We start from the raw sequence: 13,597 nt of genomic DNA on the forward strand, positions 1-13,597 counted from the left end.
CAGTATATCCGTTCCCATCTTTTACATACATTGAGAGCTCACACCGCTAATTGTCAGATGACAGAGCCCGCTTTGCTTCCTCCCAATAACGGTCCATTTCCTCCAGTGTGCTTTGCTGAGGCGTCTTTCCCTGCTCCTGCAGACGGCGCTCAATATAGCGGAATCGTTGGGTGAATTTGAGGTTCGTACGCGCCAGTGCCTCCTCCGGATCGGCGTCTATGAATCTTGAAGCATTTACTGCAGCGAACAGCAGGTCGCCAAGCTCCAGCATCTGTTCTTCAGCAGTCTGCCCTTCCTGCACGGCCTCCTGCAGTTCTTCTAGCTCCTCGCGTATTTTGGAAAAAACATCCTCAATCTGCTCCCAATCAAAGCCGACCTTTGCTGCTTTCTTCTGCAGCTTATAGGACTTCATCAAGGCAGGAAGGTCCTTGGGAATGCCATCCAACAGCGAGGCCTCCTGTACATCTGTTCCCTTCAGCCGCTTCTCCTCCGCCTTCATTTGCTCCCAGCTCTGCAAGGCCTCTTCAGCATTGTCTGCGGTCTGCTCGCCAAAAACATGCGGATGGCGGAAGATTAGCTTGTCGTGTAGACCTGCAATTACGTCATATACACTGAAGGTCCCCACTTCCTCCTCCATCTGGGCATGAAGAAGAATCTGCAGCAATAGATCGCCAAGCTCCTCCTTCATGTGCTCTGGATCATCCTCATCAATCGTCTCCAGTACCTCATAGGTCTCTTCGATCAGGTTCTTGCGAATGGAAGAGTGTGTCTGCTCACGATCCCAAGGGCACCCCTCAGGGCTTCGCAGGATGTCCACGATCTCGTGCAAACGCTCAAAGGAATGCCTCCGCAGGAAAGTATCCTCACTCCGTGGAATGAAGACAACCGACAGATTGCCATAGCCCTGCACCCGATCCAGCTCGTACAGCGGTATTCTATGGATCTGCTCCTCACCGCTTACACCAAGGGCATGTCCCACGATGATTGGATAATCATCTGGATAACGCTCCATAAGGCATAGTTTGACGTCAGAGGCGGTGAAGCTGTCATAGACCTGTCCAATCAGCGTATGTAGACGCGGCTGAAGCCAGCTGGCATCCATACTGCCTGCGTCCAGAAGCTGGAATCCTTCAATCGGGTCAAAGCCGAGTCGCACGAAGGCTTCGTCCAGGAAGCTCTCCCCACCCAGAATATGCAGCTCAATCCCTTGAGCCGGGCAACGCTCTCTCAATAGCTGTACAGCTGCCTCAGCCACCATCGGATGACCAGGAACGGCATAGACGATGCTAGTGCCCTCAGCCCCTTGTGAGGCTTGTGTAAGTAAGCGCTGTGCGATCTCCTCATATACCTCGGGGAAAGAGTCCTTGGCCTCATAGACGTCGTCAAAGGATTCAGACTTGATGTTGTAGTCTTCCAGAACGGCGGTCACCGGGTGCTCCTTGGTTCGGAGATACAAGGTATCCGCTTGTTTCAGTCGATTCAGAATGCCGATCGTAAGCTGGTCAGGGCCACCTGACCCAAGACCGACTATTGTCAGGGTACTGCTCATGGCCATCCTCCTATTCGTCTAAGCGATTCTTAGCTGAGCATGTTACATAAATCCAAAGAACGTAGTCAGCAGGATATTAATCGAAACGATTTTATTCATGCATATTTTGTATTGAAAATTGACTGAAATCGAATGAATCAAAAGGCTAAGCTAAATATTTCAGTTGTATAAAAGCTTTGCATATCATCTCAAGTATCACGTCTGAAACAGAACTCGTGTGACTATTATCTTACCACATGTGGCTTCAAGCTTGCCTTGCATTGCCTTCAAGCCTTTCATTAGCTGAGGCGGGTGACCAGCCTCAGCTCAGCATCCGCAGGCCGCGCAGCAGCTTCACCAGCGGAGAGCCGAGCTTCGGCAGCTGCAGAAGCTCAGCCTCGGTCAGTAGCCGCAATCGAACAGCGGCTAGCATGAACACAGCGGTGCCTGCGGCTACGCCCAGCAGGCTCTTCGCCATCGCGGCCGTTCGACTGTCGGCCGCATAGCCCAGGGCACCCAGCGCTGCGCCGGTGCCCCAGGAGACCGAGGCCGCCGCGAGCACCATGGCGGCCAGCATGATCGCCGGCTTCAGCACGCCGGCGGACCAAGACGTGCGCAGCCCAGCCAGGCGGGCCAGCTGCGCAGTGTTGAGCGCAGCCGCCAGCGTATAGGCGGCTGCGCCTGCAATGGCGGCGCCTGTCGTGCCCCAGATGGGCACGAGCAGCACATTCAGCGCCGCCTTCACCGCGGCGGCGGCCAGCAGGTGCAGCGCCGGCGCACGGACGGCACCCAGCCCTTGCAGCAGCGCCGCCGAGATGATGCTGGCTGTCCCGCCGGCTGCGGTCAGCGCGAGCCAGCTCATGACATCGCTGCCCGCGGCATCCTTGTACAGCATCTGGTTAATGGGCTCTGCGAGGATGGCGAGACCAGCCGCAGCAGCCAAGCCGAGCAGCCAGGACCAGCGCAGCGCCAGACCGCTCTGACGTCGGATCAGCCCATCATCGCCCCTGAATTTGGCCTCGGCCAAGGCCGGGATGAATAACGCGGTCAGGCTAGTCGCTAACATCATGACCAGCTGTACCAGAGGCAGACCCCGATTATAGATTCCGAAGGCGACCATAACCTCGGCCTCTCCTAATCCCTCCTGCTTGAGCAGACGCGGGACCGTGAACGTATCAACCATCAAGATGAGCGGAATCGCAAGGCTGCCTAGGCATACAGGGAGCGCGTAGCGCATTAGAGACCGCAGAAGCTTGAAGGCCCCTGGCCGGGACAACTCCGATCCAGGCAGCTTCTCAATTTGTTTATACTCTGGCTGAGCATAACCGCGCTCTTCGAACCTCGATACGCGCCCTCTGAGCCCTGTATGCCCTCTGGTTCCCGATACGTTCTCCTGAGCAGTCTTCCAGTCCGAGGTCTGGTGAAGCGAGCTGCGCCCTTCATGGCTTGACGGCTCCTCTTGACCCCGTTGTTCGCCCAGCATGCCATCCAGTAATGCAGTCTTATCTATATCCCTATCAGAGTGGCCTGTACGCTCTGACTTATACCTATGCCTGTCAGCCAACCCCGCCTTTGAGGTAGCCGCCACCTCTGGCGAATAAGGTGGTCTCGTCGTACGAGAACGGCCATGACTGGCCCGCAACCAGTAGAACAGCATAATACAGAGGCCTGCAGCGCCGCCAGCCGCAGAGCCCAGCATGGCTCCAGCTGCAATCCAGTCCGGGGAGAAGCCTTGACCGATCATATACAGCAGCAGCACAATCATCACTGTCACGCGGATCAATTGCTCCGTCACCTGAGACACAGCAGTAGGGATCATATTATGGAGTCCCTGAAAATATCCACGCATCGCGGCCATGATTGGGATAAACAGGCAGGCTGCCGAAGCCGCCCGAATGGAAGGAATGACGTGTGCATTATCAATCCATTTACCCAGGAGTGGAGCAGACACATACGTCAGCATTCCCAGGACCAGCCCGAATGTACCCAACACCATGTAAGCTAGTCTGGCTACCCTTTTCCCTCCTTGCTCGTCCCCGGCTGCTTCGTATTCTGCTACGAACTTGGAGATGGCTACGGGGAAGCCAGCAGCGGCTATGGTAATCAGCACGGTATAGAACGGATAGACCGTATTGTAAATGCCAAATACACCATCGCCGCCAATATTCTGCAAGGGAATCTTCTGCAGTGCACCGATGAGCTTGGTGACGATGGCAGCCACCGTCAAAATCAACGCTCCTTGCAGCAGCTTCCCTGCCTTATCGTTCTTGCCCATGACGGCCTCCTACTTGCAAGGTTATAACTGACTTTGCATGAATATACCCTGCTCATACTCTGGATTTTGCTTCCTACGCTTGTTGCACTTTTCTTAGCTATCCACTTCTATGCTTGTCCTACTATGTAAGAATCACAATCGCTACTGTCCCTAACTAGCGGCTACACCCCTCTTATTATAGCGGCTTCCGTAGACATACAAAACTCCCGAAAGACTAGAGGCCTCCGGGAGCGCTACAGTTGCTTCATTTTGTTATTGTTCCATCTGCTTGCCAAGGAATGCAGCAGCTGTCTCTGCCATTTTGGTCTCCATCTGTGCCATGGTCACATTTTCGTCCTTATTAAGCAGGATTACGGCTCCAATGGGGTCACCCCCGGAAATAATCGGCGCTGCCACAAATGACGAGATCTGCTCCGTGTTATCCTTCGCGATCTCATAGGCGCCAGCTGAGGTCTCCAGCAGCGTCTTGCGATTCTCCATGCATTCCTCAATTAGCGTACTTATGGACTTGTCCAGGTATTCCTTCTTGGATCCACCAGCAACGGCAATGAAGCTGTCACGGTCTGATATCATCGTAATATGACCTGTACTTTCGTACAATGATTCCGCATACTCCTTCGCAAAATCACCCAGTTCTCCAATTGGCGAATACTTCTTCAGAATTACTTCTCCATCCCGATCCACGAAAATCTCGAGCGGATCTCCTTCGCGGATACGCAGTGTTCTGCGAATCTCCTTCGGAATGACTACCCGACCCAAATCGTCTATGCGTCGAACAATGCCAGTAGCTTTCATGTACATGTTGCCCCACTTTCTAGGAAGATTAATTACTACGGCCCTGCCTCAAAACGGTAATTATTGAAGTCTAACCATAGTATTCATCCGCTCCCAATTCATTATACATGCGATTCAAGAACTGGCCCCGAATAGGAAAAGGCGCGGTTTTCCGCGCCTTTCTTGTCCAAATGATCACCAGGTGTGGTTGCTAGGTGTTGCGTAGACCTACCGAGTGGGTATTATTTACCTTCTGTTGCATCCTTAGCACCATCATTGGCTGCATTGCTTCCATCCGTCGCGTTGCCGCCTGCACCTGCATCACCAGATTTATTCTCGGTGCTGCCTTCAGGAGTAGTAGCACCACTGTTCTCTGGCTGCCCCTCAGTTCCTTCTGCTGCCGGAGCCTTAGGAAGATCGATGCTCTTGATTTTTCCTTCCAGTTCGGTGCTCATGAAGTTCGTGATCGTGTCAGAAGCCAGCTTGTTCTTCAGACCATCCTTCTGCTCTGCGGTCAGCTTGTCGAAGCTCGCCTCATTCCGGGATTCCACCTTGATGATGTGGTAGCCGTACTCTGTCTCTACTGGCTCACCGATCTCGCCCACTTTTTGTGTCTTAGCTGCTTCCTTGAAGGCCTCTACCCATTGTCCCACTGGCGAATTTTCATACAATCCGCCGTTCTCGGCAGAGCCTGGGTCCTCAGAGTATTTCTTGGCAATCTCCGCAAAGTCTGCCCCATTATCGAGCTTGTCCTTCACTTCTTTTGCCAGCTTGAGCGCTTCTTCCTTCGGACGCTCTTTATTGGTCTTCGGATCTGTGAAATTAATCAGTACATGGCGCACAGATGCAGTTGTGAACTGGTCGATGTTGGTCTCGAATTCCTTTTTCACCTGCTCGTCCGTCACCTTGTTCGTCTCACTCTTGATTACAGTCATGATCCGTGTCATATAATTCTTCACATCTTGCTCGCTCAGCTTCTGATCCGTCAGCATCTTCTGGAATTGCTCCTCGCCGACCGAATTTTTGAAATTCGCGAACTGCTCTTCCGCGCTCTTGGCTCCATCCTGCTGCGCTTTTTCATCTGCTTGACCTGCAAGATACTTATACGCAATCTCTTGCTTCACGATGGTCTCGCGGAACTCATCCATAGCCAGCATTTGTTCATACTCTGGATACAGCATCTTCATCATGCCCAGCTCCAGATTGAATTCATTCTCGGTAATTTGACCACCGTCATAAGTGGCAACCACCTTGCTGTTATCCTGCTGCTCCTGCGTCTGATCACCCTTCTGTCCACAAGCAGCTAGCAGCGATACCGCCGCTACTACTGCAAGCGTCAGCAGCAACGTCCTCCAGGATTTCAGTCTATTTGACAACATCCAAAAGTTCCCCCTTTAAATTAAAAGCTTCCTTCATGGAGCTTAGGAATTCCTCAAGCAGTTCCATAAGCTGACGATCGCCTAGACCCGCGCCTTTTATAGCAACGGTCATAGGAACCCCTTGATCAAATTGTACACGTCTTTCAAAGCGATTGCCAATCTGGGCAATTCCGGAAGGCTGAATCGCCTTTTCCTGCCCTTCATAGAAGCGCAAGACCATCTGATCAGCACGCTGAGTAAGTGACTCGATTCCATAAGCTCTTCCGTACACCTTGATCCTTGCGACTGCCAGTAGATTCACCACCGCCTCCGGCAAGTCCCCGAAACGGTCCACCAGCTCCTCCTCCAGCTCTGTCGCCTCCTGGAAGCTACTGATTGCTGCCACCTTCTTATAGATCTCAATCTTCTGAATACTATCGTAGATATAATCGCCAGGGAGATACGCATCAATGCTCAGATCAATGCTGGTCTTCCAATGCTGTGTCTGCTCAGGCTCTTCCCCGAACATAGTGACCTTACGTTTATTAATCTCTTCAGCAAGCATCTGTGAATATAGATCAAAGCCGACAGAAGCAATAAATCCGTGCTGCTCTGCTCCAAGCAGATTACCCGCTCCACGTATAGAGAGGTCCCGCATCGCAATCTTGAAGCCTGAACCGAGCTCTGTGAACTCCTTGATCGACTGCAGACGCTTCTCTGCAACCTCTGTCAGTACCTTGTCCCGCTGGTAGGTGAAATACGCATATGCAATCCGATTCGATCTGCCCACGCGGCCACGAAGCTGATACAGCTGAGACAAGCCCATCTTGTCAGCATCATGCACGATAAGGGTATTCACATTAGGAATATCTACACCCGTCTCAATAATGCTGGTACTCACCAGCACATCATATTCACCATCCAGGAAGTCCAGAATGGTCTTCTCAAGCTCCGACTCCGACATCTGTCCATGACCGATTCCCACGCGGGCCTCAGGAACCAGAGCATTGATCTCGGCAGCCATCTCCTGAATGCCTTGAACACGGTTGTACAGGTAATACACCTGACCGCCGCGAGCCAGCTCTCGTTCAATAGCCTCACGTACTAGCGCCTGGCTGTGCTCGACAACATATGTCTGAACCGGGAAACGATTCTCTGGTGGTGTCTCAATGACCGACAAATCACGGACTCCCAGCATAGACATATGAAGCGTACGTGGAATCGGTGTAGCCGTCAGCGTCAGCACGTCCACATTGGTCTTGAGCCGTTTCAGCTTCTCCTTATGAGTTACACCGAAGCGTTGCTCCTCATCCACAATCAACAGACCTAGATCCTTGAAGATCAGGTCCTGCGACAGCAGGCGATGCGTACCGATAACAATATCAACGGTACCCTGCTTCACACCTTTGATCGTCTCATTCTGCTCCTTGCGTGAGCGGAAGCGGCTGAGCACCTGGATATTGAATGGATACCCAGCGAACCGCTCTACGAATGTCTCATGATGCTGCTGAGCCAGAATAGTAGTCGGTACAAGCACAGCGACCTGCTTGCCCTCGATAGCCGACTTGAAGGCTGCCCGAATGGCGACCTCTGTCTTGCCATAACCAACATCACCGCAGAGCAGACGATCCATGGGACGACTCATTTCCATATCCTTCTTGATCTCTTCAATTGCACGAATCTGATCACGAGTCTCATCATAAGGGAACATGGCCTCGAATTCTTGCTGCTCTGGTGTATCCTTCTCGAAGCCATAGCCAGGTGAGGACTGGCGATCGGCATAGAGCTTAATGAGATCATCAGCAATATCCTGAACGGAGCTACGCACTTTATTCTTGACTCTCGTCCACTCGTTGCCACCCAGTTTATAGATCTTGGGCTCCTTCTCCTCCGAGCCCACATACTTCTGAATCAAATCAATCTGCTCAATTGGTACAGATAGCTTGTCACCGCCAGCATACAGAATGTGCATGTAATCCTTGTGTATGCCTCCGACCTCAAGGGTGCCAATACCAAGATATTTACCAATCCCGTGATTCTGGTGAACGACATAGTCGCCGATCTTCAGCTCGCTATAGCTCTTGATCCGCTCTGCATTGTCTACATGGCGTCCTTGCTTACGTGCCTTGCGTTGCTTCTGCGAGAACATCTCGCCCTCGGTTATGACGGCTAGATGAATAGACGGCATTTCAAAGCCGCTCTGCAGATTGCCAATCAGCATCGTTGGCTCTGGAATATCATAATCCTGCAGCACACGGCGAATCCGATCAAGTCGATCCTCTCCGTTAGCCAGCATAATAACCTTGGTACCCGCCTTGATCCAGCGCTCCATTTCCGATTTCAGAACATTCATCTGTCCATGAAAATCCTGCATGGCACGGCTGATAAAGTTCAGAATATTCTGCGGCTGTGTATGTGGTACTTGGCGCAGGAACAGAGACATGAATAACGTCTGGAAGCGTCGTTGATACAATATGGTATCGCTAGATGCCCCTAATTCAAATTGGGGTAACGTCTTGCCGTTCTGCAATAGATGCAGATTCCATTCTGACTCATCACGTTCCAGCTGCTTGGCTGTCTCCAGCATCCGTGCTGGCTCGTCAATGATTAGAATCGTATCCTCCGGCATGTAATCCAGCAGTGTCTTGTGCTCTGGATAGAGGAGTGAGGCATATTTATATATTTCATCAAAGTATACCTGTTCCCGCAGCAGCTCAATCTCCTTCTGGATTTCCTCCTTCAGACGCTGCTTCGCCTGCCGATCTGTCGTCTTCTCGATCTGTTCTCCCAGCAGCATCGCAGCCTGGTCCGCTGCACGGCTCATTCGGGCCGGATCGGCAATGAGCTCTCTGCATGGAGTTACTATAATGGTCTGGACACGCTCTATGGATCGTTGGTCTCCTGGATCAAAGGTACGAATCGAATCAATCTCGTCATCGAACAGCTCGACCCGATAGGCTAACGAAGTCGTCATAGGATAGAAGTCAATAATTCCTCCACGCACACTCATCTCGCCTCGGGATTCCACCCGTTCTACCCGTTGATAGCCTAACTCCACCATACGTAGCAAGAACGAATCCAGTTGTACACTCTCTCCCTCTTTCAGCTCAATTCTAGCCCCCGCCATAACCTCTGGCACAGCAAGATAACGGCGAATGCCTGAATAAGGAGCGACAACTACGCCGCGAAAGCCCTGAGCACATTTGGTCAGCACATCGATCCGCTGGGACAACGTCTCAGGACTGGATACGGCAGCTTCAGCAGCTACCAGCTCATTGGCTGGGTATAACAGCACTTGATCGGATGAAAGCGCTTCCTGCAAATCATCCATGATTTTTTGTGCGGCGAACATATTATGCGTCATAATAAGTACTGGCCGCTTCGTCTCATAAGCTAGTGCTGCAATGAGCAGCTGACGAGCAGACCCGGATAGACCAGAAATAAGCTGCTCCTTCATCCCGGATGAAAGTCCGGCAGCAACTGATCCAAAATCGCTATCATTGGAAAAATCCTGAATAAGTGCTTGTAACAAAAAAGGCACCCCTTTTTACATTCATTTCATTCATACTCATCAATATCACTTGGAGGCATATGTATACGCCAGAACATATAAAACTCAAAAGAAGCCTCGGCAGCGCTGCCAAGGCTCCACAAGGCCAAGCTCATCTTGCCATGGTCAGGAAGACGGGGCCATCATTGTGCCATCTGGTTCTTATTGTAGCGGGTTGGCCAGGAGACTCAGCTCCGGATGATCTTCGAGATTCTCCCTACAGTAATCGCAAGTGATACGAACCGTAATCTCGCCGCTTGAATTATAGGCTATTATATCTCGCCGCTCGGACGGGGTCAAGAAATGGAAGCCGAGCCGTTCCTCTGATATATCGGGAGCATCAATTCGTCCAATGAACGTCCGGCAATGTCTGCATACATAATTAACTGCCATACATCTATATGCCTCCTGAAAGTCTTTTATACTGAACATGCCACATTCATGAATGATGTAGCCATGTCCATACTCTCAGTATGCCCGGAAAATGCCAATTTAGCCCTACCCGATCGTTGTGATGATCCTTCTCATTCTTACTCTCTGTTAATCGTCCTATTTGTTGAGCATTTACTTGTTGAATTTGGCCATCGTTCTTTCAAACGTCTCATTCAGACTGAATTCCAGTGCATCACAGGTCTCTTCAATCATGGAATCGAGCTGCTCCTTCTCCTTCTTGGGGAAGGTGGAGAGCACATAATCCACAATGGCATAGCCAGGCTCTGGGCGCGAGATCCCCATCCGAATGCGGTTGAACTGTTGAGTACCTGTGTGCTGAATAATCGACTTGATTCCGTTATGTCCGCCTGCACTGCCTTGGTAGCGAAGACGAATCTTGCCGATTTCGGTGTCCAGATCATCGTATACGACGATTAAATCCTCAAGCGAAGCCTTATAATAATCCATATAGGCTCTAATGGACTCTCCAGACAGATTCATGTAGGTCATCGGCTTGATGATGACCGTCTTCACCCCGCCAATCATTCCTTCACCCACCAAGGCCTTGCATTTACTCTGATTAACAGCAATGCCGTGGCGTGCAGCCAGCCTGTCCAATGCCATGAAGCCGACATTGTGTCTAGTTTTCTCGTATTGTGGACCTGGGTTCCCTAATCCAACAATCCATTTCATTGCGGCTTCGCCTCTCTTTGCAGTTCTTATTTTTTTGATACAATAGTCTGTAATCTGTATATTGAATATATTGCATATTCCAGCTCTGAATAGGAAGGTGACAGCACATTCGAGACCCGTCAGATACACTATCATATGACAGCCATTTTCTGTATCATCTGAAGAACGCCGTTCCTGTCCAGGTATATGATGACACAGGTAAGCACATTGAACTTGGGCTCATAGCCCGGTTCAATGAATATTTCGTAGAGATTGGTGGTACTCTCTATCACCGCAAACGATTCACCTTTATCTCACGTCCTGGCTTTTGATCAAGCGGATAATCCAGCATCATATATTTACCATGCCAGCCGCACTATCCATGTATTCCCTGCAATCCTATGAGACACGCCGATAGGGGTTACTTTTTCCTGAATGGAAAAGTAACCCCTACGTCATACCCCGGTCTTCTTATTCGATTTCAAACAGCTTACTAATGGACAGTTCTTCATGAACACGGATAATGGCTTCACCCATTAACGGCGCCACGGAGAGGACCTTTAACTTACTCGTCGGATTCGGATGAATGATAGGAATCGTATCGGTTACCACCACTTCTTTGAGTGGAGCATTCTCAAGACGTTCCATAGCTGGACCCGATAGCACGGGATGGGTACAGCACGCGTAGACTTCCTTCACGCCGCCTTCCTTGAGTGCATTCGCACCAAGAACAATTGTACCAGCCGTATCAATAATGTCATCGATCAGGATGGCTGTCTTGCCCTCAATGTTACCGATGATATTCATCACTTCACTTACATTGGGCTCTGGACGACGTTTGTCGATGATCGCGAGCGGGGCATTCAGGAAATCAGCCAGCTTGCGCGCCCGGACTACGCCACCGTGGTCAGGAGATACGACAATGGGATTCTCAATCTGCTTAGAGCGGAAATATTGAGCCAGAATAGGTACCCCCAGCATATGGTCAACCGGAATATCGAAGAAGCCTTGAATCTGCATGGCATGCAAATCCATTGTTATGACACGGTGTGCACCGGCTTTCTCAATCAGGTTGGCCACCAGCTTGGCCGTAATCGGATCACGTGAACGTGCCTTACGGTCTTGTCGGGCATAACCATAGTAAGGAATAACAACGTTGATGCTCTTGGCAGAGGCACGCTTAAGCGCATCTACCATAACCAGCAATTCCATCAGGTTATCGTTGACTGGATTACAGGTGGATTGCACGATGTAGACGTGACATCCACGTACACTCTCGGACAATTTGACTTGAATCTCCCCATCACTAAATGAGGTGGTGTGGGACTCGCCCATTGGAATCCCGATATAATCTGCGATCTGATGGGCTAGCTTAGGATTAGAGTTACAGGTGAAAATCTTTAATTTGGAATCACAATAAGTCATTAATATAAACCCTCCGTGCTGGTTCATTCATTGGAATCTGATACACACTGTATTCATCTGCTGATTTTCAAATAACAACCGGGAAATGATGCCTACTATCACTGAATCAACTAGTGTATAACTGTCTATTTAGATGAATTGCCGCGTTCCTTTTTGGCTTTCGCCTGATTGCGAATTCTGTCCGCGTAGCCAGACTTGTTCTCTTGACGGCTGCGAGCAATCGCTAGGTCGTTGTCAGGAACGTCCGAGGTGATTGTGGAGCCTGCCACGACATATGCGCCCTTACCGATGTGGACTGGAGCGATCAGATTCACGTTGCTGCCAATGAATGCATCGTCTTCAATCTCTGTAATGGATTTATTATATCCATCGTAATTCACCGTTATTGCACCGCACCCTATATTTACATTCTTACCCACTTTCGCATCCCCTATATAGCTAAGATGCGACACTTTAGAGTTGTCATCAATTGTTGCATTCTTGACCTCTACGAAATCGCCAACCTTGACGTGCTCGCCCAAACGAGAGCCAGGACGCAAATATGCAAATGGACCGACAGATGTACGCTGTCCCACCTCTGCATCATCCAGAACGGAATAGCGAATTTCCACATGATCATGCACAATCGTATTTGTCAGATTCGCATTCGGTCCAACGACGCAGAACTCACCGATACGAGTGGTGCCTGTGAGAATCGTCCCTGGATGAAGTACGGTATCTGCTCCAATCTCCACCTCACTACCAATATACGTGGAAGCCGGATCAATGACTGTTACTCCGCCTAGCATATGGCGACGAACGATGCGCTCCTTCATGTAACGCTCAGCTTCTGAGAGGGCTACCCGGTCATTCACACCGATGGACTCGGCCGGATCATGAGCCAAATACCCCTCGACGGCTTCACCTTCACCGCGCAAAATGCCGATTACATCCGTCAGGTAGTACTCTTGCTGCGCATTTTGATTCGTGACCTGTTCGAGCGCCTTGAACAACTTGGCATTATCAAAGCAGTACGTACCCGTGTTGATTTCGCTAATAGCATTTTCTTCTGCCGAGCAATCCTTCTGCTCTACGATCTTGATGACAGAACCTGCCTTATCGCGTACGACACGCCCATAACCATGTGGATCTGGCAATTCAGCTGTCAGTACAGTAGCTGCAGCACCCTTGCTCTCGTGATGAGCAATAAGCCCCTCTACCGTCTCCGGTGTAACGAGTGGCGTATCTCCGCAGATAATGATGGTAGTGCCCTTTTCTTCACCCAAGAGGGCCTTAGCTTGCTTGACTGCATGACCAGTACCCAGTTGCTCCTGCTGCAGAGCATACTCCGCCTTGTCTCCCAAATATCCCTGTACGGCTTCTGCACCGTGGCCTACAATCACGACTGTGCGTGTCACGCCAGCTTCACGAATTGTATCATGAACGTGGCCGACCATTGGCTTGCCGCATACGGGATGCAGCACTTTGTAGAGCTTGGACTTCATACGCTTTCCTTGCCCTGCGGCAAGAATCACAGCCATCCTTTTCAAGTGCTTATCCTCCAATCCTTTAGCTCAACCTTTTGCTGCATTCAGCTATATTTC

At 50.6% G+C, this 13,597-nt stretch carries 9 protein-coding genes; all 9 read right to left on the reverse strand.

The window, feature by feature from the left end; all coding sequences use genetic code 11:
- Positions 1 to 46 precede the first annotated feature (46 nt).
- Positions 47 to 1,549 (reverse strand): bifunctional methyltransferase/pyrophosphohydrolase YabN, encoded by a 1,503-nt coding sequence (gene yabN, locus D328_RS0126320; RefSeq protein WP_018888039.1) that lies wholly within the window; start codon positions 1,547 to 1,549, stop codon positions 47 to 49.
- Between the two features lie 301 nt (positions 1,550 to 1,850).
- Entirely contained in the window at positions 1,851 to 3,803 is a 1,953-nt protein-coding gene (locus D328_RS0126325) for a putative polysaccharide biosynthesis protein (RefSeq protein WP_018888040.1), read from the reverse strand.
- Between the two features lie 252 nt (positions 3,804 to 4,055).
- Complete coding sequence (spoVT, locus tag D328_RS0126330; protein WP_025680805.1) at positions 4,056 to 4,598, reverse strand: stage V sporulation protein T; 543 nt, start codon at positions 4,596 to 4,598, stop codon at positions 4,056 to 4,058.
- A 221-nt stretch (positions 4,599 to 4,819) separates the two neighbouring features.
- Positions 4,820 to 5,956, reverse strand: a complete 1,137-nt coding sequence (locus tag D328_RS0126335) for a peptidylprolyl isomerase (RefSeq protein ID WP_018888042.1) — start codon at positions 5,954 to 5,956, stop codon at positions 4,820 to 4,822.
- Positions 5,943 to 9,467: a transcription-repair coupling factor gene (gene mfd, locus D328_RS0126340; RefSeq protein WP_018888043.1), complete on the reverse strand. Its 3,525-nt coding sequence runs from the start codon at positions 9,465 to 9,467 to the stop codon at positions 5,943 to 5,945. Before mfd ends, D328_RS0126335 begins: the two co-directional genes overlap by 14 nt.
- 180 nt (positions 9,468 to 9,647) lie before the next feature.
- A complete protein-coding gene (locus D328_RS0126345) occupies positions 9,648 to 9,878 on the reverse strand; it encodes an anti-sigma-F factor Fin family protein (RefSeq protein WP_018888044.1) in 231 nt (76 codons plus the stop codon).
- A gap of 171 nt (positions 9,879 to 10,049) precedes the next feature.
- Positions 10,050 to 10,610 (reverse strand): aminoacyl-tRNA hydrolase, encoded by a 561-nt coding sequence (gene pth / locus D328_RS0126350; protein ID WP_018888045.1) that lies wholly within the window; start codon positions 10,608 to 10,610, stop codon positions 10,050 to 10,052.
- A gap of 450 nt (positions 10,611 to 11,060) precedes the next feature.
- A complete protein-coding gene (locus tag D328_RS0126360; protein WP_018888047.1) occupies positions 11,061 to 12,014 on the reverse strand; it encodes a ribose-phosphate diphosphokinase in 954 nt (317 codons plus the stop codon).
- 125 nt (positions 12,015 to 12,139) lie between these two features.
- The gene (gene glmU / locus D328_RS0126365) at positions 12,140 to 13,543 is read right to left on the reverse strand and encodes a bifunctional UDP-N-acetylglucosamine diphosphorylase/glucosamine-1-phosphate N-acetyltransferase GlmU (RefSeq protein WP_018888048.1); all 1,404 of its coding nucleotides are present in this window, start codon (positions 13,541 to 13,543) and stop codon (positions 12,140 to 12,142) included.
- Positions 13,544 to 13,597 lie beyond the last annotated feature (54 nt).

The sequence above is a fragment of the Paenibacillus massiliensis 2301065 = DSM 16942 genome (assembly GCF_000377505.1).
GTDB lineage: Bacteria > Bacillota > Bacilli > Paenibacillales > Paenibacillaceae > Paenibacillus > Paenibacillus massiliensis.

Excerpts from the sequence above, each read along its gene's own strand:
- yabN (WP_018888039.1), bottom strand. The coding sequence starts at position 1,549 with ATGAGCAGTACCCTGACAATAGTCGGTCTTGGGTCAGGTGGCCCTGAC.
- D328_RS0126325 (WP_018888040.1), bottom strand. The coding sequence starts at position 3,803 with ATGGGCAAGAACGATAAGGCAGGGAAGCTGCTGCAAGGAGCGTTGATT.
- spoVT (WP_025680805.1), bottom strand. The coding sequence starts at position 4,598 with ATGAAAGCTACTGGCATTGTTCGACGCATAGACGATTTGGGTCGGGTA.
- D328_RS0126335 (WP_018888042.1), bottom strand. The coding sequence starts at position 5,956 with ATGTTGTCAAATAGACTGAAATCCTGGAGGACGTTGCTGCTGACGCTT.
- D328_RS0126345 (WP_018888044.1), bottom strand. The coding sequence starts at position 9,878 with ATGGCAGTTAATTATGTATGCAGACATTGCCGGACGTTCATTGGACGA.
- pth (WP_018888045.1), bottom strand. The coding sequence starts at position 10,610 with ATGAAATGGATTGTTGGATTAGGGAACCCAGGTCCACAATACGAGAAA.
- D328_RS0126360 (WP_018888047.1), bottom strand. The coding sequence starts at position 12,014 with ATGACTTATTGTGATTCCAAATTAAAGATTTTCACCTGTAACTCTAAT.